At 59.4% G+C, this 22,436-nt stretch carries 25 protein-coding genes and 1 other RNA gene; 12 read left to right on the top strand and 14 right to left on the bottom strand.

The window, feature by feature from the left end:
* Positions 1-6: 6 nt before the first annotated feature.
* From AAID99_RS08505 to AAID99_RS08475, 7 genes are all read right to left on the bottom strand, one after another.
* Positions 7-3,168 (bottom strand): hybrid sensor histidine kinase/response regulator, encoded by a 3,162-nt coding sequence (locus AAID99_RS08505; RefSeq protein WP_498493644.1) that lies wholly within the window; start codon positions 3,166-3,168, stop codon positions 7-9.
* Positions 3,169-3,398: 230 nt separating this feature from the next.
* Positions 3,399-4,199, bottom strand: coding sequence for a hypothetical protein (locus AAID99_RS08500; protein WP_498493643.1), 801 nt, complete (start codon positions 4,197-4,199; stop codon positions 3,399-3,401).
* Between the two features lie 389 nt (positions 4,200-4,588).
* Complete coding sequence (locus AAID99_RS08495; RefSeq protein WP_188426137.1) at positions 4,589-4,798, bottom strand: ribbon-helix-helix domain-containing protein; 210 nt, start codon at positions 4,796-4,798, stop codon at positions 4,589-4,591.
* Positions 4,791-5,852: a tRNA epoxyqueuosine(34) reductase QueG gene (queG, locus tag AAID99_RS08490; RefSeq protein ID WP_188426136.1), complete on the bottom strand. Its 1,062-nt coding sequence runs from the start codon at positions 5,850-5,852 to the stop codon at positions 4,791-4,793. The genes AAID99_RS08495 and queG overlap by 8 nt, the downstream gene beginning before the upstream one ends.
* A gap of 13 nt (positions 5,853-5,865) precedes the next feature.
* Positions 5,866-7,038: a tRNA guanosine(34) transglycosylase Tgt gene (tgt, locus tag AAID99_RS08485; protein WP_498493642.1), complete on the bottom strand. Its 1,173-nt coding sequence runs from the start codon at positions 7,036-7,038 to the stop codon at positions 5,866-5,868.
* Entirely contained in the window at positions 7,035-8,072 is a 1,038-nt protein-coding gene (queA, locus tag AAID99_RS08480; protein ID WP_498493641.1) for a tRNA preQ1(34) S-adenosylmethionine ribosyltransferase-isomerase QueA, read from the bottom strand. Before queA ends, tgt begins: the two co-directional genes overlap by 4 nt.
* A 110-nt stretch (positions 8,073-8,182) precedes the next feature.
* A complete protein-coding gene (locus AAID99_RS08475) occupies positions 8,183-9,142 on the bottom strand; it encodes a LysR family transcriptional regulator (protein WP_498493640.1) in 960 nt (319 codons plus the stop codon).
* Between the two features lie 158 nt (positions 9,143-9,300).
* On the opposite strand from AAID99_RS08475, the gene AAID99_RS08470 reads away from it, so the two are divergent.
* The 5 genes from AAID99_RS08470 (at position 9,301) to AAID99_RS08450 (ending at position 12,104) form a co-directional block, all read left to right on the top strand.
* Entirely contained in the window at positions 9,301-9,912 is a 612-nt protein-coding gene (locus tag AAID99_RS08470; protein WP_188426132.1) for an FMN-dependent NADH-azoreductase, read from the top strand.
* A 67-nt stretch (positions 9,913-9,979) separates the two neighbouring features.
* On the top strand, positions 9,980-10,603 hold the full coding sequence (locus AAID99_RS08465) for a YceI family protein (protein WP_498493639.1): 624 nt from the start codon (positions 9,980-9,982) through the stop codon (positions 10,601-10,603).
* A gap of 26 nt (positions 10,604-10,629) precedes the next feature.
* Complete coding sequence (locus AAID99_RS08460) at positions 10,630-11,217, top strand: cytochrome b (protein ID WP_188426130.1); 588 nt, start codon at positions 10,630-10,632, stop codon at positions 11,215-11,217.
* Between the two features lies 1 nt (position 11,218).
* Positions 11,219-11,794: a YceI family protein gene (locus tag AAID99_RS08455; RefSeq protein WP_229719745.1), complete on the top strand. Its 576-nt coding sequence runs from the start codon at positions 11,219-11,221 to the stop codon at positions 11,792-11,794.
* A gap of 85 nt (positions 11,795-11,879) precedes the next feature.
* Entirely contained in the window at positions 11,880-12,104 is a 225-nt protein-coding gene (locus tag AAID99_RS08450; protein ID WP_188426129.1) for a hypothetical protein, read from the top strand.
* 40 nt (positions 12,105-12,144) lie between these two features.
* Here AAID99_RS08450 and AAID99_RS08445 read toward each other — a convergent pair whose 3' ends face one another.
* The 3 genes from AAID99_RS08445 to AAID99_RS08435 all read right to left on the bottom strand — a co-directional run bounded on the left by AAID99_RS08445 (position 12,145) and on the right by AAID99_RS08435 (position 14,759).
* On the bottom strand, positions 12,145-12,537 hold the full coding sequence (locus AAID99_RS08445) for a VOC family protein (RefSeq protein WP_188426128.1): 393 nt from the start codon (positions 12,535-12,537) through the stop codon (positions 12,145-12,147).
* A gap of 574 nt (positions 12,538-13,111) precedes the next feature.
* Positions 13,112-14,182 carry an AbrB family transcriptional regulator gene (locus AAID99_RS08440; protein ID WP_188426127.1) on the bottom strand — a complete coding sequence of 357 codons (1,071 nt, stop codon included), beginning with the start codon at positions 14,180-14,182 and terminating at the stop codon, positions 13,112-13,114.
* 10 nt (positions 14,183-14,192) lie between these two features.
* Positions 14,193-14,759, bottom strand: a complete 567-nt coding sequence (locus AAID99_RS08435; RefSeq protein WP_188426126.1) for a hydrolase — start codon at positions 14,757-14,759, stop codon at positions 14,193-14,195.
* A gap of 17 nt (positions 14,760-14,776) precedes the next feature.
* Between AAID99_RS08435 and AAID99_RS08430 the strand changes: the two genes are divergently transcribed.
* Positions 14,777-15,394, top strand: coding sequence for a TetR/AcrR family transcriptional regulator (locus tag AAID99_RS08430; RefSeq protein ID WP_188426125.1), 618 nt, complete (start codon positions 14,777-14,779; stop codon positions 15,392-15,394).
* 48 nt (positions 15,395-15,442) lie between these two features.
* Here the strand turns inward: AAID99_RS08430 and AAID99_RS08425 are convergent, their stop codons facing one another.
* Positions 15,443-15,964: an SspB family protein gene (locus tag AAID99_RS08425; RefSeq protein ID WP_188426124.1), complete on the bottom strand. Its 522-nt coding sequence runs from the start codon at positions 15,962-15,964 to the stop codon at positions 15,443-15,445.
* Between the two features lie 87 nt (positions 15,965-16,051).
* Positions 16,052-16,371, bottom strand: a transfer-messenger RNA (tmRNA) gene (gene ssrA, locus AAID99_RS08420).
* 101 nt (positions 16,372-16,472) lie between these two features.
* Between ssrA and thyX the strand changes: the two genes are divergently transcribed.
* Complete coding sequence (gene thyX / locus AAID99_RS08415) at positions 16,473-17,381, top strand: FAD-dependent thymidylate synthase (RefSeq protein WP_498493638.1); 909 nt, start codon at positions 16,473-16,475, stop codon at positions 17,379-17,381.
* A gap of 4 nt (positions 17,382-17,385) precedes the next feature.
* Positions 17,386-17,622, top strand: coding sequence for a hypothetical protein (locus AAID99_RS08410; protein ID WP_188426122.1), 237 nt, complete (start codon positions 17,386-17,388; stop codon positions 17,620-17,622).
* A 21-nt stretch (positions 17,623-17,643) separates the two neighbouring features.
* On the opposite strand, the gene AAID99_RS08405 is transcribed toward AAID99_RS08410, so the two are convergent.
* Positions 17,644-17,967: a hypothetical protein gene (locus tag AAID99_RS08405; protein WP_188426121.1), complete on the bottom strand. Its 324-nt coding sequence runs from the start codon at positions 17,965-17,967 to the stop codon at positions 17,644-17,646.
* Positions 17,968-18,041: 74 nt separating this feature from the next.
* Between AAID99_RS08405 and AAID99_RS08400 the strand changes: the two genes are divergently transcribed.
* Both AAID99_RS08400 and AAID99_RS08395 read left to right on the top strand, forming a co-directional pair.
* A complete protein-coding gene (locus tag AAID99_RS08400; protein WP_188426120.1) occupies positions 18,042-18,323 on the top strand; it encodes a hypothetical protein in 282 nt (93 codons plus the stop codon).
* 78 nt (positions 18,324-18,401) lie between these two features.
* Positions 18,402-19,016, top strand: a complete 615-nt coding sequence (locus AAID99_RS08395) for a transglycosylase SLT domain-containing protein (RefSeq protein WP_229719743.1) — start codon at positions 18,402-18,404, stop codon at positions 19,014-19,016.
* Positions 19,017-19,095: 79 nt separating this feature from the next.
* On the opposite strand, the gene AAID99_RS08390 is transcribed toward AAID99_RS08395, so the two are convergent.
* Positions 19,096-20,037 carry a hydrogen peroxide-inducible genes activator gene (locus tag AAID99_RS08390; RefSeq protein WP_498494287.1) on the bottom strand — a complete coding sequence of 314 codons (942 nt, stop codon included), beginning with the start codon at positions 20,035-20,037 and terminating at the stop codon, positions 19,096-19,098.
* Between the two features lie 145 nt (positions 20,038-20,182).
* Here AAID99_RS08390 and ahpC point away from each other — a divergent pair, with 145 nt between their 5' ends.
* Positions 20,183-20,746: an alkyl hydroperoxide reductase subunit C gene (gene ahpC / locus AAID99_RS08385; RefSeq protein ID WP_188426119.1), complete on the top strand. Its 564-nt coding sequence runs from the start codon at positions 20,183-20,185 to the stop codon at positions 20,744-20,746.
* Positions 20,747-20,845: 99 nt separating this feature from the next.
* Positions 20,846-22,405: an alkyl hydroperoxide reductase subunit F gene (ahpF, locus tag AAID99_RS08380; RefSeq protein WP_498493636.1), complete on the top strand. Its 1,560-nt coding sequence runs from the start codon at positions 20,846-20,848 to the stop codon at positions 22,403-22,405.
* Positions 22,406-22,436 lie beyond the last annotated feature (31 nt).

Genomic DNA, 22,436 nt, shown 5'->3' with positions numbered 1-22,436 from the left:
AGAAGTTCAAACGGTTGCCGGTCGGTCCGGTGTGGCCAGCGACGTCTCGCTATTCTCAGGCTCGGCAGCAAGGCGCGGCAGGCTTCGCGCAATGGCTGCACGCATCTGGGCGAGGTCGTAGGGTTTGGGCAGTATCTCGACCGAGCTATCTCCCTGTATCGCGTGGCTGTCGCCTGTGGCGAACACCACCCCGATATCGGGTTTCAGGCTGCGCGCCTGTTCTGCCAGATCCTTGCCTGAGAGGCCGGGCAGGTTCACGTCAGTGAGCAGCACATCGACAGGCATGGTCTGGAGCACAATCAGGGCTTCATCATAATCTGCGGCCTCGACTGTCAGATAACCCGACTCCTTCAGCATTTCCGATGTGGCCTGACGGATCAGCCGATCATCTTCCACCAACAGGATCGTCATGCACAGCGATTGTGACGGGGGTGTCGAGACCGGCGCGTTATCGATGGGCGGCATTGCGGCGGTGTGGGTAATCGACGTGGCGGATTGCTGGCGCTGCTGGCGGTTGGCGAGCACATGCCGGAACTTCCGGGCGAGGGCGTCGCGCGTATAGGGCTTTGAAAGCAGCTCGACCCCGGCATCGAGCCGGCCACCATGCACGATGGAATTTTCGGTGTAGCCGGAGGTGAACAGGACCGCGATATCGGGCAGGCGTTCCTTGGCGCGGCGCGCAAGTTCGGGGCTTTTCAGCGTGCCGGGCATCACCACGTCTGTGAACAGAATGTCGATAGGCATGCCGCTTTCGATCACGACAAGCGCATTGGCAGCGTCTGTGGCCTTGAGTACCTGATAGCCGAGATCTGACAGCATCTCGACCACGATCGCACGCACTTCGTCGTCGTCTTCCACCACGAGCACTGTTTCGGTCCCGCCGGTGACGGGGGCCATGTGCAGATCGATCTCCATATCCTCGGCATCCATGGCGCGGGGCAAATAGAGCTTGATAGTCGTACCCTCACCGGGCTCCGAATAGATGTTGATATGGCCGTTCGACTGTTTGACGAAGCCGTAGACCATCGACAGGCCAAGCCCCGATCCCTTGCCCTCGGCCTTGGTCGAGAAGAAGGGCTCGAAAACTTTCGAGAGGATTTCCGGGGTCATGCCCATGCCGGTATCCGAAACGGCAAGCAGGACATACTGACCAGCTTTCACGTCGTCATGCTGACGCACATAGGCATCGTCGAGCTGGGCATTGCCGAGTTCGATCGTGAGTTTGCCGTGACCGTCCATGGCATCGCGCGCGTTAATGGCGAGATTGAGCAGGGCATTCTCGATCTGGTTCGGATCGATGAAGGTGTTCCACAGCCCAGCCGAAACGATGGTTTCGATCTCGATCCCTTCGCCTATGGCACGGCGCAGCATGTCATCCATGCCGCGTACGAAGCGCGTGACATTGACGATCTTGGGCTCAAGCGCCTGGCGGCGCCCGAAGGCGAGCAGCTGGCTGGCGAGCCGCGAGCCGCGCTGCACGCCCCCCATGGCGCTGGCGACATGGCGCTCGGCACGGGCATTGCCTGCCACATCCTTGCCCAGCAATTGCAGATTGCCGCTGATGACCTGAAGCAGATTATTGAAATCATGGGCGACGCCGCCGGTGAGTTTGCCGATCGACTCCATTTTCTGTGCCTGAGCCAGGCGTGTTTCGGCAGCGCGTCTCTCAGTGATCTCTTCAATCACACGGTTTTCAAGCGTCTCGTTGAGTGCGCGGAGCTGTTCCTCTGCACGCTGGCGATGGCGCACCTGACGGGCCAGATCATCGGCGCGCTCGCGCAGGGCAGCCTCGGCAGCGCGCTGATGGGTGATGTCGGTATGCACCCCCACCCACTCGGTGATCTCGTTCTTCTCATTCAGGATCGGCAGCGCCCGAATGGCAAAATTGCGCCAGGCGCCATCACGGCTCAGAACGCGATGTTCATGCACAAACATGCTGCGCGCCCTCACAGAGGCGTTCCATGCGACAACAGTGGCGGCGGCATCGTCAGGGTGGACAGCATTGGCCCAGCCGAAACCCTGATATTCCTCGTAGGTCTGTCCCGTCAGTGCCGCCCAGCCGGGCTGCTCGCCAGTCATGCGGCCATCAGCGCTATTGGTCCAGAGCACACCATGAACCGCCTGCATGGCAGTGCGAAAACGCAGGTCGCTCGCTGCAACCTCGGCGATACGCCGTGCCCGGTCTTCAATATCGATGCCAAGAATATGCACGCCATGCACCAGGCCGTCATCATCGATATGCGGCACATAGCGGAACTCTGTATGTCGCTCTGTACCGTCAGGCTGCGGTAGAAGCGTTTCAGCCGTGATCGACCGACCCGAGAGTGCGGCTTCGAGATCGGGGCGCCGGTCTTCATAGACGCGTGCACCCAGCACCTCAGTGACGGGGCGGTTGACGATGCGCTCCAGCGGCAGGCCAAGCCAGGCTTCATAAGCGGCATTGGCAAAGCGATAGACATGCGCCTGATCGACATAGGAGACGAGCATGGGCGTCGCATCAGTGACGCGGCGCAATTCGGACTCGCTTGAGGCAAGGCGCGTCTCGGCATGGACGCGCTCGGTGTTGTTGACGATCGTGCAGAGCACCCCCCCGGGCGTCTCGGCCGTTTCGTAGACAGGGGTGAAGTAGAAATCGAGGATCAGCGTCTCGACCTGATCCTTGCGGTTGAGCCTGACCTTTCGGTTGAGAAAACTGGCAGCTTCTCCGCGCAGCCCCGATTCGAGAACGGGTCTCGTCCAGTCATTGAGTTCAGGGAAAGCCTTGGCGAGTGAGGTGCCAAGCGCGCAGGGATGGCGGTCGGCAGCAATGACACTGAAGGCGTCATTATAGAACAGGATCTGCTCCGGCCCCCAGAGCAGCATCTTGGCCACCGGGGAATTGACGACATTGGTTATCGTCGCTCTCAGCGGATCAGACCATATGCGCGTCGGGCCAACGGCATGCTGTGACCAGTCCAGCCCGCGTATCAGCGCCCCGCATTGCCCCCCGGCAGGAGGAAAGGCGATCCCCTCCCGCTTTGCCGAAAGAGCCATTTTCTCACGCAGCAGGGTCAGTCCGGCTTCGATCATGGCGCGCTCACTCCCAAAGCTGCCACGCGTGATCTCGGCGTCGATGAAGGCTTCGAGGCTGTCAGGAGAAGTGGCAGTGCCAGATGGGCAAGACGTCATGGATCGATGAAGCCCCAGCGTCACAGAGGTGAGCAATATGATGTTGTCGTTAAATATCGACAACAATCGTCATTGGCTAGGGGTTCGCTCACGATCGGGTGAGAGGCGGCGTAAAGGCTAGAAAGCGGCGCTTGGTGGCTTATGATTTTGCTGCCAAGCGCGGCGCAGGCACCTCTATCGACATTTTGAGTCGCCTCTTGAGGGAAATTTCTCTCGGAAAGGAGTTCAAATCACTCTTTTTGATTTCGAACATATATTTCCTTAATATTGAAATATATATTGTATGGCATATCAAATTTATGAGTTATTTGAAAATCAGGCCTTATATAACCCTTTACTTTTGCAATAATTCTCAACTTTTGCAAGTAGCGAACTGCTAATATTGTTGCTATTAATTGAGATGCTGCATTCGATTTTTCATATGGCTGATGTATTTTTCCTTCGTGAGAAATATTATCTCGCTGCCCCCATAGTCTTTTTATTGGATCTAGCATTCCCGTAGGAAATTTTGGGGCGTGTAATAGAGGGGCAATTTCTTTAATAATAATTTTAGAAAATATTTCTTTATCGCGGACTTTTTCTCTTTCTATGCTGATAGATCCTTTCAAGTCCCTAATGAATTTTTTACAAGAAAATTCAATCGAGATTACAGCGGGGACAATCATTTCTGCGTACTCTCCAGCGAAGAAGCTAGCATAGGCTCTTGCAAGTTCAGATTGTGCATGTTCGTCATCGGCGGGTTCAAAAAAATTTACATATACGCAAACCTTTGAGGGGGAACGAGTAAATGGTTGCCCGGGCCAAGGGCGGCCATATAAAGACACTGTTGTGCCAGCGCGACGCATGGGTACATCATTTGCGTGAATCTCAATTGGATGGACATGCGGTGGTCCCTGAACAGTGTAATTCACTCTAATAATTCTTGATAATTTGGTAATGCCATATTTAGTAAAATCTAACTCTATAGTTTGGTTTTCCGATAAATATATTTCGAATATTTTTGATTTGTAGCCGATAAAATGAGAAACCATTTCCGCTCCTAGTTCGGAGCACATAGTGTTCAGAAATGATTGCCTTATATCTAGATGTTTATTGCAATTCGAACATTTTATTTTCTCATTTGTGAACATCGTATCAATGATATTTTTATTGCATGGGAAAAGGGCGTTACATTTTTCGCATTTGATCATAGGCTGCGCGAACGTGGTTTGATGGTAGTTATTTAATGCCATTTTCATTTCCATTTGATATTGATCAAATCTATTGGATATATACGCTGCATGATCTTTTTGTCTTTATGCTTTTGCATGTGCAGCTTTGGTGGTGAAAGGAAAACGAATCAATCATCTTTGAATGAAATGGTGGTTCCTATGTGTGTGGAGTGTATTGGGGCAAGGGGCGGCAGTTCGATGGATCACGCTCACCTGCTGCGCTGAAAAACCAGACAGGCCACCCGCAATGCCGAGGCGAGCGGGCGCTCCGGTGGGCGGGTTGCGTCGATGCTGGCGATCAGTGAGGCCAGAGAATTCTCTGCGCTCATCTCTTCCAGCACGGCCCAGAATTCAGGCTCGAGGGCGATGCTGGTGCGATGGCGTGACAAGGTGAAGCTGCGTTTGACGAGATCACTCATTCGATGCGGCTTCCTGTAATTCGGTTTGTGCCCATGCGGCAGCGTCGGCGACAATCGGGCTTTCGTCCTGCGTCAGATGCGCGACCAGAGGCAGATGCGCGCGATTGCCGGAATTGCCGAGCGCAATCAGCACATTGCGTACAAAGCGATTGCGCCCGATGCGCTTGATAGGTGAGCCGGAAAAAAAGCTGCGGAATCCGGCATCGTCCAGCCGGGCCAGATCATCCAGTCTGGGGGCCATCAGATCGGCACGGGGCTGGAGCTTCATGTGGCGCGAGGTCGCAGCAAACCGGTTCCACGGACAGGCATTGAGGCAGTCATCGCAGCCATAGATGCGATTGCCCATGGCCTTGCGAAATTCGACCGGTATCGGCCCGTCATGCTCGATGGTGAGATAGGCAATGCAGCGCCGCGCATCGAGCGCATAGGGGCGCGGAAAGGCATCGGTAGGGCAGGCTGTCAGGCAGCGTGTGCAGCTGCCGCATGACCCGGCGCGGGGCGGCGATGGGGTGAGTTCAAGCGTGGTGTAGATTTCGCCCAGAAGCAGCCAGGAGCCATGAATGCGTGAGACGACATTGGTGTGCTTGCCTTGCCAGCCAAGCTGGGCCTGTTCGGCCAGGGGCTTTTCCATGACCGGCGCGGTGTCGACAAACACCTTTACCTGCGTGTCGTCGCCGCCAACATCCTGACGCACCACGAATTGCGCCAGATGCTTGAGCATGCCTTTGAGCACGTCATGATAATCGCGATGGCGGGCATAGACCGAGATCGTGCCCGTATCGGGCTGGTCGAGCGTTTCGGCAGGATCGGCCTCAGGCGCGTAGGAAAGCCCGAGTGAAATCACGCTGCGGACTTCAGGCCAGAGGGCCTTGGGGTCGCCGCGTTGTTCGATGCGCTGCTCCATCCAGCTCATCGTGCCGTGCCGCCCGTCTTCCACGAACTGGCGCAGCCGCGTGCGGGCTTCTTCGGGCAGGGAGGCGTCGCAAAAGCCGATCGCATCGAAACCGAGATGCCGCGCATGGTCGGCAATGCGGTCTTCGATGCTCTTGCTCATGGGGAGAGAGGCGTCATGGGACGGGCGGCCAGTCCGGCTGGGGGAACTCGTCCTGTGCCCAGTCTCCGGCAGCCCAGTCGGCGCGCAGGGCAAGCGCTTTCTGCGGCAGGGTGCCGTCGACAATGGCAACCCTTATCTCGCGCATCAGCCGCTGGTAATAAGCCAGATTATGCCATGTCAGCAGCATCGGCCCCAGAATTTCATTGGCACGGAAGAGATGATGCAGATAGGCGCGGCTATGGCGTGAGCAGGCCAGACAATCGCAATCGGGGCTGATCGGACGGTTGTCTTCTGCATGGCGCGCATTGCGCATATTGAGCGTGCCGCGCTCGGTATAGGCGCGTGCCGTGCGGCCTGCGCGCGTGGGCATGACGCAATCGAACATATCGACGCCACGCTCGACACCGCCCAGCAAATCATCGGGGGTGCCCACGCCCATCAGATAGCGCGCATGGTCCTGCGGCAGGAGCGGGGTGGTGAAATCGAGCGTCGAGAACATCAGCTCCTGACCTTCGCCCACCGCCAGACCGCCAATGGCATAACCTTCAAAGCCGATATCGGTCAGGGCCTTCGCTGAGCGGGCACGCAGATCGCGTTCCGTGCCACCCTGCACAATGCCGAACTGGCCATAGCCGGGGCGCTGCACAAAGGCCTCGCGCGAGCGCGCTGCCCAGCGCATGGACAATTCCATGGAGGATTCGAGACGCTCCGGCGTGGCGGGCAGGGCAGGACATTCATCGAAGCACATGGTGATGGTGGCATCGAGCGCGTGCTGGATGTCGGTGCTGCTTTCCGGCGTCAGGCGATGCTTCGAGCCATCGATATGCGAGTTGAACGTCACACCGTCCTGATCGAGCTTGCGCAGCGCGCCGAGCGACATGACCTGAAAACCACCTGAATCGGTCAGGATCGGGCCGGACCAGTCCATCATGCGATGCAGGCCGCCCATCTTGCGCACGCGCTCGGCGCCGGGGCGCAGCATGAGGTGGTAGGTATTGCCCAGAATGATACCCGCACCCGTCGAGCGCACGGCATCCATGGTCATGGCCTTGACCGTGCCGACCGTGCCGACCGGCATGAACGTAGGCGTCGGGATCGTGCCATGGGCGGTATGCAGATGGCCCGCACGCGCCTGACCGCAACAGGCCTCGGCCTTCCACTGCATTTTCGTGGCGGATTCGGTCATGGGGCGCGGTCCAGCAAGCAGGCATCTCCGTAGGAATAAAAGCGAAAGCCCTCGGCAATCGCATGGCGATAGGCGTCGCGCATGGTCTCGGTTCCGGCCAGCGCACAGACGAGCATGAACAGGGTCGAGCGCGGCAGGTGGAAATTGGTCATCAGCCTGTCGACCGCACGGAAACGATAGCCCGGCTTGATGAAAATCGAGGTCTCACCTTCCCAGGGGTGAACGATGCCGTGCTCGTCTGCGGCGCTTTCAAGCAGGCGCAGGCTGGTTGTGCCTACGGCCACGATTTTCCGGCCACTGGCGCGGGTGTCATTGATGAGCTGTGCCGTCCGGGCGTCGATGCGGCCCCATTCGGCATGCATCTTGTGGCTGGCAATCTCGTCACGCACAGGCAGAAAGGTGCCAGCTCCCACATGCAGGGTGAGGGTGTGACGCTTCACACCGCGCGCATCGAGCGCTGCCAGCAGATCGGGGGTGAAATGCAGCCCCGCTGTCGGAGCGGCGACGGCGCCCTTGTGGCGCTCGAAAATCGTGGCGTAGTCGCTGTCATCCTGCATGGTTGGGCCGGTAGGACGATCGATATAGGGCGGCAGGGCCAGCACACCGGCCCGTTTGAGGAAGTCGTCAAACGCCTCGCCCTCGGCAGAGAAGCGCATCGAGATCGCGCCATCGCCCTCATTCTCGACCACCTCGGCGGTCACCGGGTCCGTGCCGAAATGCAGCGTGTCGCCCGGCTTCAGCTTGCGGGCGTTTTTCGCGAGCGCATGCCAGCTGCCGTCGCTCAGGATACGATCGAGCGTGATGCCGATTTTCGCCTCGCCCCGCCTTGCTGCGAGCTGGGCACGGATGACTGCCGTGTCATTGGCAATCAGCAGATCGCCGGGTTCGAGCAGACCGGGCAGGTCGCTGATGCGCGTTTCGGCCAGATTCTGACCGGCAGCAACGCGCAACAGGCGGGCGCTGTCACGCGGGCGGGCGGGTTCCAGAGCGATATTCTCGCGCGGAAGATCGAAATCGAAATCGGATATCTGCATGGGCGGCTTCGTTTAGGCCAGATCGGTCGGAAAATGCCAGCGCAAATCAGGAAAAACCGGGTTCTCCGTCAGCGCCAACCGCCGCCGCCCAGCGATGGCAGTCGCGGGGGTCAGATCGCGAGGGTCGTTGCTTGCTCCTCGTTCATGCCTTCTTCAGCTTCACGCGCAGCCTGTCTTCTGGGGCAGAGCTTGAGATGGTCTATCAGCCAGCGCCCCGCAGGGCCGGGGGGTTCAGCTGTCGAATAGACCACGCTCATGGGCATGTTCGCCCCACCCGGCGAGATCCCGTGAATGGTCAGTTCGACCAGTCTGCCAGCCTCCAGATCATCGGCAACGCTATGGACCGGCATGCCGCCCCAGCCGAGCCCGCCAAGAAGAAAATGATGCTTGGCGTAGAGATCGGCGAGGCGCCAGGTGAAGGGAGAAAGCACCCCGCGTTCGCGTCCCGCCGACAGATCGGTGCGGTCGGTCAGCACGAGCTGCACATGCCGCGCGAGTTCGTCACGCGGGATCGGGCCGTTATGGCGGGCGAGAGGATGCTCGGCAGAGGCCACCATCATGAAACGTATATCGCCCAGGGTTTCGGTCGAGCAGGACGGCGGTACGTCCGGCAGGGGCCCCGCAATCGCGATCTGGGCGCGCCCGTCGAGAACAGGCTGAAAGACGCCGCCAAGAGCCTCGACGAACAGGCGCAGCGGCGTATGGGGAAAAGTCTCACGAAAGCCGCGCGCCACGCGGGTCATGCGGTCCATGGGGAAGAACACATCGACCACGACCGACAGCTCGGGTTCGATACCCGATGACATGCCATAGGCACGCGCCTTCATATGATCGACATTCATGACAATGCCGCGTGCATCGGCCAGCAGGGTTTCACCGGCCTTGGTCAGCTGCGGATAGCGACCGATACGGTCGAAAAGCTGAACGCCGATCTGTGATTCGAGGGTTGCGATCATTTCGCTGATGGCGGGCTGCGAACGCCTGAAGCGTCGTGCAGCCGCAGAGAAGCTGCCCTCGTCGGCAGCGGCTATGAATACGCGCAGCTGGTCGAGAGAGATCCTGTCGAGCATGGAGCCTTCACCTATCGTGTAAAGCGATACTATCCATCGGAATATATTGACTGTCGAGATGGGTCACGATGTGGGACGGTAACAAAGACCAGCGGACCGGTATGTTTTTCCTTTCATGCCGGACCGCTTCATCCGACACGACATAAGGCGAAGCTCTCATGAAGATCCTTCATCTCGATTCGAGCATTCTGGGTGATAATTCGGCCAGCCGCACACTTTCGGCAGAGACGATTGCCCATCTGAAGGCCGCTCATCCCGAGGCCGAAATCACCTATCACGACCTGGCTGCCCAGCCGATCCCCGAGCTTGGCTCAGGACATATCGCGGCGCGCTTTGGCGGTGAGGTGACCGATGAGACGCTTCAGGCCGATCTGGCCCGTGGCAACGCGCATATCGACGAGCTGCTCGCAGCCGATATCGTGGTGATTGGCGTGCCGATGTACAATTTCACGGTCCCTGCCCAGCTCAAGAACTGGATCGACCGGATTATGGTGGCGGGCAAGACCTTCAGCTACAGCGAAAAAGGGCCGGTCGGCCTGCTGCCCGAGGGCAAGAAGGCCATTCTGATCTCGACGCGCGGCGGCCAGTACAGTGCAGGTCATCCGGCAGCCTCGATGGATCATCAGGAGCCCTATCTCGCTGCCGTTCTCGCCTTTGTCGGGCTGAAGGATGTCACCTGGATCCGCGCCGAAGGCCTGAGCCGCGGCGGTGATTCCCGCGAGACGGCCATGAGCGCTGCCCGCGCTGAAATTGCCGCGCTCGCTCTCTGATTCTTTCCCGGGAGTCTTCTCTCGGGCCGACCCCGATCCAGTCTTTTTTAGCCAACAGGATTTGTTCATGCACAAGACCCTTCTCGCCAGCGCCGCCCTCATCACCGCCCTAGCCGCTGCCGGCACGCCGCGGGCGCACGCCCAGCAGGGCGGATCGCCCGACCCGAAGGCCGTTCAGGCGGGTAGCTATGCAGTCGAGCCCTATCACACCCAGATCAGCTTCTCGTTGCTCCATATGGGGTTCAGCGATTTCTCGGGTTTCTTCTCACAGGCCTCGGGTACGCTGACCCTTGATCCGGCGCATATCGATGCCACGAAGCTCGATATCACCCTGCCGATCAACTCGGTCCAGACCACGGTGGCAAAGCTCGATGGCGAGCTCAAGAGCGCTGACTGGTTCGATGCCGACAAATTCCCGACCGCTCATTTTGTCTCGACCAAGGTGGTCAAGACCGGCGCGAAAACTGCCAATATTACGGGCGATCTGACCCTTCATGGCATAACTCATCCGGTCACGATCAAGGCCCGCCTGATCGGGAGCGGCATCAACCCGCTCGACAAGAAGGAAACGGTCGGTTTCGAGGGCAATGCCGTCATCATGCGCTCGGCTTTCGGCGTGAGCCGTTATGTGCCGCTGGTGGGCGACAGTGTCACCCTGCATATCGCAGGTGCGTTCGAGCGCCAGTCCTGATCTGACTCTCAGGTGGATGACGGGACATGTCGCTAGCGACACAACGTTATGGCGCCGTGGCCATGATCCTGCACTGGATCATGGCCCTTGGCATCCTGGCTCTTCTCGCCATCGGGCTGATCATGGTTCATGGGTCACTCGATCCGGGCACCATGTTCCGCCTGTTCCAGCTGCACAAATCGATCGGCATCACGATCTTGCTTGCGGCGCTGCTGCGGCTGATCTGGCGCCTTCTGCACCGACCGCCTGGCTTGCCTGCCAGCATGGCGCAGCATGAGATCCGGCTGGCGAAACTGGGCCATTTCCTGCTTTACGGTGAAATGTTCTTTTTGCCGCTGACGGGCTGGGCGCTGGTCTCGAGTTCGGTCTTTGCCATACCGACTGTGCTGTTCGGTCTGATTCCGTGGCCCGATCTTCCCTATCTGCCCCATCTCGCGGACAAGCGCCCGGTCGAGGCTGTGTTCACCACGCTTCATGCTTACGGCGCCTATTTTCTGATGGCGGTGCTCGCGCTGCATATTCTGGCGGTACTGCGCCATCATTTCATTCTGCGCGACGCCGTGCTGATGCGGATGCTGCCCTCATGGCGTCGAACCAGACACGAGGACCTCTGATATGATGTCTGTTCTCAAGCCCTTCGTGCCCGTGCTTCTGCTGTGCGGTGGTATTGCCTGTCAGGCTACTGCGCAGGCAGCGAGCTGGCAGGTGGAAAAGGACCATAGCCAGCTCGGCTTTGCCGGCACCCAGACGGGCTCGGCTTTCAAGGGCGTTTTCACGCGCTACGAACCGACGATCATTCTCGATCCGGCTGCGCCGGAAAAGGCGCATTTCGAACTGACAATCGATCTCGCCAGCGCGAAGACTGGCGACACGCAGCGCGATACGGCTCTGCCGGGGAGCGATTGGTTCGATATCGCGCATTTTCCAAAGGCGCATTTCGTTTCCACGAGCGTCCGTCAGATTTCGGGTGACCATTATGAGGCTGTTGGCACGCTGACATTGCGCGATCTCAGCCATCCGGTGACGCTCGATTTCACGCTGCATATCGATGGGAGCAAAGCTCATGCCCAGGGGCAGGCTGCCTTTTCACGCGCCCTGTTCGGTGTGGGGCAGGGGCCATGGGCTTCGGGGCAGTGGGTCGGTCTGCCTGTGACAGTCACCTTCGACTTTGTTGCCGATCAGGCACCGTAAGCGGTTTTGCCCCGCGCATTCCGGGGGGTGAAGTGACGGGCGGAATGGATTAGACAGAAAGAACAAACGTCACAGGAGATCCGCCATGTCTTATGCAGCACTCGATGCCGCCCGCGTCGCCAAGGCCGCCAAATCTGCCCTGACTGCTCTTGGTCAGGTCAAGGAACAGTCCGAGACCCATGTGCGCAAGACTGTCATGGTCGAGCGCATCGAGGCCCTCGCCTCAGCAGCGGCAGAAACCTCGCTGCCGGGCGGCGGTCTGGTCACGCTGACATCCGAAGAGTTCTGGCTCATCAGCAAGAACTGGTAAGCACGACTATCGAAAGGCGGGGTATGCCCCGCCTTTCAGCCTATCCCTGATAGGAAGCGATCTCGATCAGGTTCTGGTCAGGGTCGTGAATATAGACCGAGGTGATCGGCCCCAGCGCGCCGATACGGATAACCGGCCCCTCGATCACGGCAACGCCGCATTTCTCGAGATGACGCTGGATATTTTCTGAGTCGATGGCCGTGGTAAAGCACAGATCGCTTACACCGGGGGCAGCGCGCTCGGCTGTGGTCCAGCCCTCGGACTCGACGGGGCGAAGATTGATCTTCTGGCCGCCAAAGCTCAGCGAGACACGGTTGTTGCGGCCATATTCCTCGATTTCCATGCCCAGAACGCGCTGATACCAGTTGGCGGAGAGCGCACGGTCACGAACCGTGAGAACGATATGGTCGAGGCGATCGACGGTAAAACGCATGCGGGCCGAACCTTCGCTGACAGGGGCGCATCAAACAGAAGCGGATCAAGCACTATCAGGGTTGCGCCCTGCCTGACTAGGGTCTGTCGGTTCCGGAAGCGATCTGCGGCGGACGCAATGCGAGTCACCAAGGGGAGGGAAGACGTGGTTTTTTGCTGTCGTGTTTCGACAGCGCGCCATTTTCTGAGACTTGCCCGGAGCTTGGCATCGAGATCTCAGTGGCATCAGGCCCATTCGGGGGACGAGCGCAGTTTCGTGGTGCACCTGCAGGGCAAGCGGGTCGACCCCTCTATCCCGGAAGTCTGCCCAGACGCCTCGCTTCGTCTGAAGGATGGATAGGCGGGTAGCGCCCACCTGGTGATCAGGCTTTCCAGAAGGAACGCACCACGTTGCGCGCTGTTGGTAACACCAGACAATGGCCACTACTGCTCAACGCACAGCCCGAGCCGATGTTTTACCTTCCGTGCGTCTCGCATCAAGCAGCGCTTTCTGCGTCCTCTATCCCCAATCAGATACCACACCCTGCATCCTGTTCATCGCAAGGAGTCCCGTCATTCCGCTATATTCTTAAGCGCTAGCGGGCCCTAACACCTGATGTCCCGTTAGCCGGAAGGAAGCGGGTGAGAAAGGTGGCGATGCCCGGCGCCACAAGGATCAGAACCATGAAACGGGCGATCTGCATGGCCATGACGAACGGCACATCGATCGGCGTTGAGGCGGCAATAATAGCAACGGAATCGGCGCCGCCGGGGCTTGTGGCCAGATAGGCACTCAGCAGATCGACATGCGCGATATGCGCCAATGGCCAGGAAAGCAGAGCGCAGCCCGCAATCAGGATGCTGGTCGAAACCGTGACAGCAGGCAGGGCGCGCCAGACATGGTGAAGCACGTCTCTGGTGAAGCGCCGCCCGATCATCCAGCCAATAACCACATAGCTCGGCGCCAGCAGCCAGAGCGGCAGCCGGTAGTGAAAGCCAAGACCGGTCTGCACGATCAGCCCGCCTGCGAGACTTAGCAGCAGCGGGGCTGCGCCAAGTCTGACCAGAGGCGTGATCAGGGCCGTCACAGCCACAATGGCCAGGCTGGGCCACCAGGGCAGGTCTGCCCCTGATGTCAGGGCATGAACGGGGCTGCGTGTCGTCACAACGAGATGCGAGACAATGGAAGTGGCCAGTGTGACCAGAAGGACACGCAGATAGACCATGAAGGCGACAAGGCGCTGATCGGCCCCATAGCTCTCGCATAGCAATGTCATGGCCGTGGCGGCGCCGGGAGAGGCTCCCCAGAGCGCCACATTGCCCGGCATGACCCGCAAGCGCGCGAGTATCCAGCCGAGCGTGAAGCTGAGAATGATGACTGAGAAAACGCCGCCAAGAAAAATGGCCCATTGCGCTGCGACTTCATGCAGCACTTTGAGCGTAAGACTATGCGCCATGAGCTGCCCGATCACGGCCTGCGCCAGAGGCGGCAATCGTCGATCGAGTGGTATGTCTGCACCCATCACGGCGATGATGATCGCGGCGATCATGGGGCCGACCAGAAACGCGGCAGGGAAACCTGCAAGAGCAAGGCCCCCGGTCAGAAGCGCGGAGAGCACTCCCAGCCCGGCAAGTGTCCGTGCTCTCGTCTGCGCTCTGGTCGTCATGATCATGCCCTCATGCCGTGAAGCTGATCTCGTCGGTGCGTGTCACACGGCAAAGCCGCGGAAAGACGCGTGTGAACGCCATCTCATGCAGGTCCTTGTCGAGAGAGGTGCAGCCATCTTCGGGAACCACGAGGTCATAGCCGAGTTCCCAAGCATGACGCAGGGTTGATTCGACCCCGAAATTGGTCGCGATGCCTGCAAGGATAATGGTTTTGATGCCGCGGCGGCGCAGCTGCAGATCGAGATCGGTTCCGGTGAAAGCGCCCCATTGATGCTTGAGCACAACCAGATCGCCCTCCTGCTGCAAGCCCGAAGCAAAATCGCTCCAGTCAGCGGGAAGTGGCGCTGCGGAAGAAAGAGGGGCATCGACATTCTGGGGCGGCGCATCGGCGAAATCGGCAGCAAAGCCGACATGAACGAGCACCACCGGCACGCCCGCGGCACGAGCGCGCTGCGCTAGCGACGTGCCTTTTCCCAGCACGTCTTTGCTGGAATGGGGCGTGACAGGCATACTCAGAATGCCTTTCTGCAGGTCAATCAGAACGAGCGCTGTCGTTTTGGGATCAAGAGCAAGCATGGGAGATCTTTCCGCTTATGAGCACGTCACCCCCCACTTATGAGAGGGAATCCTCGCATAAGTCAAACGCTATTGCGCCGAAAAGACAGCGCGGGCGTGAGCGCGTGGCGCGTATTCTCGACGCGGCTGGAGCCCTGTTCCTCGAAAAGGGGGTTGACGGTGCGACCATGACAGAGATTGCCGCGCGCTCTGGCACGGCAATCGGCTCGCTCTATCGCTTCTTTCCAACCAAGGAGAGCCTGTCTCTCACCCTGCTCGAGCGCTTCATCCATGATCGTCTGGCGCGGCTCGACGAGATCTGCGCCGGAGCACGACCGGGTGACTGCGATGCAGTGACGGGGCAGTTGCTGGGGGCCTGGCTCGATAAGCGTGACGAGCGTGATTATACGACGCTGCTTCTGGCAGCGCGTCCCGATGCCGAGCAGTCAGGCAAGGCGTGGCGCGACCAGTTTCTGGCGCGTGTCGTGGCTGTTCTGGAAAAGACCTGTCCTGAAGCGCAGGACACTGCAGCGGCACGCGGTATCGTGCTGCTTCATGTGCTCAAGCTGGCACCGCAGCTCGTGACAGGTGAGGGGCAGGGGGCGGTCGAGGCGGAGATCCGCAAACTCGTCTTCTCGCTGGTCAGCGCCGCCTGAAACCCTGAACGGACCGACAGCAAAACCTGTCGGTCCGTAGTAGAAAAATCAGTGAGGGCGTTTGCGGAAGGCGTCGAGGCTCACGACCTGACCTTCCTCGCCAGATGCCTGAGAGGAGGATTCTTCGGGCGTTTCGGCCTCGGGCTCTTCCACTTCCGTCGCTATCTCGCTCGGCGCGACCGTAAAGCGCAGTGCCATGCGGATATGCGGATCGGCAAAGGCGGTGATCGCTGCAAACGGAATGACGAGCACGCTGCCGATCCCGCCGAAAGAAAGTCCGACAGAGACGGTCAAGGCTTCACGATCAACCTTCAGGTCCCAGAACTGGTGCTGGAGCACGATCGTCATGTCGTGCGGATACTGCGCGCGCAGACGGTCGGGAATGATGACGCCCGGATAATCGGTCAGGAAAGTCAGATAGAAGTGATGCTCGCCCGGCAGGCCTTCGGCGCCGGCGTAATCGAGTGCGCGCAGCATGACCTCGCGATAGGCGTCCTCGACCCACTCGTCATAGGGCAGCAGGCTTTCTGGCAAATCGTGATCCATGCCGTCGCCCTGATCGTCGCTCATTCCAACCCATCCATTTTTCGAAAAACGATCCCGCAGGGATGCGACGTTTCATGCCTCATGGCAAGGGCAGAGAAGGGGATGGAGAAAAGTGGGAGGGCTTCTGTTGCCCGGTGCCCTCCCGAACCGCGCTTATCGCTTATGCAGCGACAGCGAGCACCTTTGTGTTATCATTGGCACTTGTGATTTAGCCCGATAACGGCGGTACAATGCCGAGCAAAAGATAAGTCTTTACCACGCACGTCGAGCCTGTTTCGTCCCCTGACTTTCCATAAGGAAAGAATGGTGGAGACGCCGGGCACTGCCCCCGGGTCCGTAACGATTATTCCACTTACCGTTTATCACCATAGCCAAGGGCAAGCCCTCCGGCACCGCTGCATATAGGCGCTCTGGCCTCCGGCGACAAGGGGCCCTGTGCGGGGCTGCAGGCGCAGGAAGTACGCCGGGCAAACTGCGTTGTGACCCCATCGAGCGGTGTCATGACCCGGCATCTTGTGGTAAGCCTCGCCCCATGCCGCTGACACCAGAACAACGCGCCGAGATCGACGCCTCCCGCCTTGCGCCCTCCCAGACGAGCCGGCCGACCGTGCCTGCGCTCGAGGCGCTTCTTTTCACCCCTATCGAGCTGCTCGACCACGGATTCGTCCGCGTTATCGACTATATGGGCGATGACGGGGCCGTGGTTCAGGCCGCCCGCGTTTCCTATGGGCGCGGCACTAAGAAGGTTTCTGAAGATACCGGGCTGATCCGCTATCTCATGCGTCATCGCCATTCGACGCCGTTCGAGATGTGCGAGATCAAGTTCCATGTGAAACTGCCAGTCTTCGTTGCCCGTCAGTGGATTCGCCATCGTATGGCGAGCGTGAACGAATATTCGGCGCGCTATTCAATTCTCGACCGCGAATTCTATCTGCCCGAACCCGGTCAGGTTTCGGCCCAGAGCGTCTCGAACCGTCAGGGCCGGGCAGAGGCCCTCTCGCCTGATAAGGCGGCGGAAGTGCTCGATCTGCTGCGTCAGGATGCGTCGCGCTGCTATGAAAACTATGAGACCATGCTCGATCCTGAGGGTCTGGGTCTGGCGCGTGAACTCGCACGCATGAACCTGACGCTCAACACCTACACGCAGTGGTACTGGAAGATCGATCTTCACAACCTGCTGCATTTCCTGAGCCTGCGCGCCGACAGCCACGCCCAGTATGAGATACGCGTCTATGCCGAGGCGATGCTCGATGTGCTGCGCGCCTGGGTGCCGATCACGGCATTCGCTTTCGAGGATTATCGTCTGGGTGCCTTTACCTTCTCTGCCGGCATGATCGACGTGCTGCGTCGCCAGCTTGCCGGTGAAGTGGTTGCCCAGTCCGATTCCGGGCTGACCAAGCGCGAATGGGAAGAGATGCAGGCCGTCCTGAAAAAGGGCTGAGCGGGTGAACGATCTTCATCGGATCATGCAGGAGGGGGTTCCTGATCCGGAGCCCCCGAAAAAACTGCCCTCGATCATGCCCTGGGCCCTGGTGGCGCTTGTGCTGGTCCTGGTTTCGCTTGGCATCCGGCTGTTCTGGCCGGTTCCAGCCACGCAGCCTCTGCCACAATGCACCGACCAGGTGCAGACGCAGGATGCCTGTGTCCGCAAGGCACCAGAGCCTGCCGCCGCCGCGCAGTAGGGGCGAGCCCGGGCGGGGGGCTCAGTCCTTGAGACCCATCCAGCCTGGATGACGCTGCTCTATCCAGAGCAGCAGGCGCCCGCTGAGCCGGCGCAGAAACGGCACATCCTCGGCCAGAAGAAAGAAGCCCAGCGGCAGCATCCACACGCCGAGAATGGGCAGAAACGCGAGACATCCCCCGATCATGAACAGGATGCCTGCCGGTATTCTCACCCAGATACGGGAGGGGGCCAGCAGCCAGCGTGTGAGTCGCTGCAGCCGTTCAGGCAGCCTGTCGATCAGCAGATTCAGGCGCCGCTGTCTTTCCTGCTCATCGGAACGCTCCGTTTCGGCGCTATGTGTCACGGGGAAAGATCCTTCTCGGTACTGTCGAAAATGTGAGACGAGTCTCCAGACGCTCAAGGGAAACTCGCCTGTGCATGGAAGGTTTTGCCTGCAAGCCGGAAAACAATAACCGGTTCATCGCAACAAAAGGCACACGGCACATGATGTATCCGACATTGGACAGCCTCTTCGAGGCAATCAAGACAGGCGCAGTAGGGTTGTCGTTTTCGCTGCCAACCTATGGTGGCGATGAGCCGCTGAACGCACCCGAAATCTGGTCCTGGGATGCCGATCGCTATATGGTCGGCACCTGCGCAGCCGATCTGACACTCGTGCCCCGCGACCAGTGGGCCGGAGATGTCAAACTCGAGGACTGAGGCGCCGCATCGTTCCTGACCCTGCACAAGAGCCGGTCGGCAGGGATCGGCTTTGAGCAGGGAAGGGTAAGGAACAAGGTGTCAGTCAGCAGGATCGTCTCATCTTCTTCTCTGGCATCCCTGCTTCTCTGTGCCTGCACCCCGGCGCCACCGGCCCATCCGGACGATATCTGCTCCGTCTTTCACGAAAAGCGCGGCTGGTATCACGCGGCTCTGCGGCAGGAGAAGAAATGGAATGTCCCGTTCTCGGTACCCATGGCCATCATGTACCAAGAGTCGGGCTTCCACAGTAACCTGCACACCAAGCGGACTTATCTGCTCTGGTTCATCCCCTGGGGCTACGTGACCACCGCCTATGGCTATCCTCAGGCCAAGACGGATATCTGGCAGGATTACCAGAAGGCGACCGATACCAGCGCCAGCCGTGAGAATTTCTCCGACTCGCTCGATTTCATCAACTGGTATGTCACCAACACGAAGAAACAGGCGCGGGTGCCCGTGACCGACGGGATGCGGCAGTATCTTGCCTATCACGAAGGGTGGGGTGGCTATCGCAAGCGTTCCTACGCCAGCAAGGGCTGGCTGATGACGGCAGCAAGGAAGGTAGGCGCGCGCGCCAATGTCTATGCCGCGCAATATTCAAGCTGCGAGAGCGATCTCAAGGACAAGGGCTTCTGGAGCTGGCTGTTCTGACGCTGTCGCGGCGCTCGGGTTTCCGGGGCTGACCTGAAGGGAAGGGGCTTGTTCCTCCCTTCAGGTCAGACCCAACGGGTCATTCTGCCGTGACTGGCAGGCACCCTTCAGGGATCTTGCTGGCCAGAAACGCGGCGAAATCGCGAAAGGCGGGTCCGCGTGGGTCGGAGCTGCGCCAGACCAGGCCGATCTGTCGGCTGGCGGGTGTCATGGGGCGGGTAACGACCAGTTCGTCCCATTCCGCCCGGTTTCTGAGCGCAAGCTGCGGAATGAGAGAGTAGCCTTCACCGGCGCCGATCATATGCCAGAGCATTTCGAGACTCGTGGCCAGGCGCTGCTGGTCGCGCATTGGCATCATGCCGCAGACAGACAACGCCTGATCACGCAGGCAATGACCGTCTTCGAGAAGCAGAAGCCCGTTTTCGTGATCGTGGCTCGCCAGATCTTCCATCGTCAGCGTCTCACGCGCAGCCAGTGGATGCGGCTTCGGAAAGACAGCCATGAAGGGCTCTTCGAAAAGCGGTGCTGTCTCGAAGCTCTCCCCCGATATAGGCAGGGCGGCAAAGACGAGGTCGAGCTCGTTCTGACGCAGCTTGGCCAGCATGAGATGGGTGAGGCTTTCTGTCAGTTGCAGCCGCAATTCGGGATAGGCGCGGCGCAGAAGCGGCAGAAGACTTGGCACATAATAGGGGCCAAGCGTGGCAATCACCCCCATGCGTAGCAGCCCTTCAAGCGGGCCGGTGCGTGCACGGGCGGCTTCGATCATGGCGCGGGCCGAGGCAAGAACCTCGCGGCCCATGGCGATCAGCCGGATTCCGTCCGGAGTCGGGGCCACATGGCGGCGAGACCGCTCGAACAAGGTGACATCCAGCAGCAATTCGAGCTTACGTACCTGTTCTGACAATCCAGCCTGACTGACGCCGCAGCGTTCGGCCGCACGTGAGAAGTTGCGCAGATCATCAACCGCCACCACATACTCGATATCGCGCAGGGAGAGGCCTGAAAGAGGAATATAGGTCATACCCATAGATAGGACCAATCCTTGTGTCAGAGGAAAAAGGTTTTACCGATAACTGCCATTGACAGAAACGATTTCCGAAGCGTTCGTATGCGTGTGACAGTCTCCCCGTCACCCAATAGAGATGTGCAACCCAGGAGCATATGACATGCCACGCATCAATTCGTCAGTGAAGCCTTTCGAAACCGACGCTTATCACGAAGGCAAGTTCGTCAAGGTGTCCGACGCCGACGTCAAGGGAAAGTGGTCCGTTTTCTTCTTCTACCCGGCTGACTTCACCTTCGTCTGCCCGACCGAACTTGAAGACCTCGCAGAGAATTACGAGACCTTCAAGCAGCTCGGTGTCGAGATCTACTCGGTTTCCACCGACAAGCATTTCACGCACAAGGCCTGGCACGACACGTCGCCGGCTATCGGCAAGATCAAGTACGTCATGCTTGCTGACCCGACCGGCACCATCAGCCGCAACTTCGACGTCATGATCGAAGAAGCAGGCATGGCCGATCGCGGCACGTTCCTGATCGATCCGGAAGGCAAGATCCAGTACATCGAAGTCACCTCCGGTGGCGTCGGTCGCTCGGCAGCCGAACTGATCGAAAAGGTGCGTGCAGCGCAGTATGTCGCGTCGCATCCGGGTGAAGTCTGCCCGGCCAAGTGGAAAGAAGGCGAAGCCACCCTTTCCCCGTCGCTCGACCTGATCGGCAAGATCTGAGGTCGTCATGACCCGGCGTATTGCGCCGGGTCATTTCCGGCGCGCCCCGATGGCGCGCCGCGATAATGCAGTTTTTCGGAAAAGAGCAGGATAAGCCTGATGTTGCAGGACGCCATCAAGTCACAGCTCACGACCTATCTGGCCAATCTGGCCCATCCGGTCGTGTTGGAAGCCTCTCTCGACAGCAGCGACAAGGCACGCGAAATGCGCGACCTGCTGGTGGAAGTAGCTGCCCTTTCCGAAAACCTGTCCTTTTCGGAAGAGGGCGTCAGCGAACGGCGCCCTTCCTTCGTCATTCGCCGGGCAGATCTGCGTCACGGGGTGAGTTTCGCTGCCATTCCGATGGGGCATGAGTTCACCTCTTTCGTTCTGGCCCTGTTGCAGGCCGGGGGCCATCCACCCAAGATCTCCCCCGAGATTGCAAACCAGATCAAAGGGCTGGCAGGCGATTTCCGCTTCGAGATCTTCGTCTCGCTTTCCTGCCAGAACTGCCCTGACGTGGTACAGGCGCTCAACGCCATGAGCGTGCTCAATCCGGCTATCCAAGTAACGACCATCGACGGCGCTCTTTTCCAGGAAGAAGTCGCTTCTAAGAATATCATGACCGTGCCGCAGATCTATCTGAATGGCGTGGTGTTTGGCTCCGGCCGTATGGATGTCGAGCAGATCCTGGCCAGGCTCGATGATGATGCGCCGCGTCGCGCTGCCGAGCGTCTCAAGGACATGCCTGCTTTCGATGTGCTGATCATCGGTAGCGGGCCTGCCGGTGCCTCTGCAGCCGTTTATGCAGCGCGCAAGGGGCTTCGTACGGGTCTGGTGGCCGATCGCTTTGGCGGTCAGGTGATGGATACGGCCGGAATCGAGAACTTCATCTCGATCAAGGAGACTGAGGGGCCGAAGCTCTCGGCACAACTCGAGGCGCATGTCCGCAGCTATGACGTCGAGATCATCTCCGGACAGCGCGCCAAGGAACTCTTCCCGACTGCCAAGCCCGGTGGGCTGCATGGGATCGCGCTCGAGAGTGGGGCCATTCTGCACAGCCGGACGGTAATTCTGGCGACAGGGGCTCATTGGCGCCAGCTCGGTGTGCCGGGTGAGGAACAGTATCGCACCAAGGGCGTGGCCTACTGCCCGCATTGCGATGGCCCCTTCTACAAGGGCAAGCGCGTTGCCGTTGCAGGTGGTGGCAATAGTGGTGTCGAGGCAGCGATCGATCTTGCTGGCATTGTCGGCCATGTCACGCTGCTTCAGCGCAGTTCGAAGCTGAAAGCCGACAAGGTGCTGCAGGACAAGCTGCTGAGCCTGCCCAATGTGACGGTGCTGACCGAGGCGTTGACCACGCAGATCGAGGGTGATGGCACCAAGGTGAATGGCCTGACCTATCGTGGTGGCGATGGTAAGGACCATCATATCGACCTCGAAGGCGTATTCGTACAGATCGGTCTGCTGCCCAATACCGAATGGCTGCGCAATACCCTGGCGCTGAATGATTTCGGTGAGATCAGGGTTGATGATCACGGGGCGACATCGGTGCCGGGCGTGTTCGCTGCGGGCGATGCGACGACAACGCCTTACAAGCAGATCGTCATCGCCGTCGGCGATGGCGCCAAATCAGCTCTCTCAGCCTTTGATTACCTGATCCGTCTGCCGGGTAACTGATCGATCCTGCGGGAGAGGGCCGGAACCATTT

This window comes from Asaia sp. Ae19-3, from assembly GCF_059801175.1.
The sequence above is the reverse complement of the archived record's forward strand: the minus strand, read 5'-3'. Positions and strand labels throughout refer to the sequence as shown.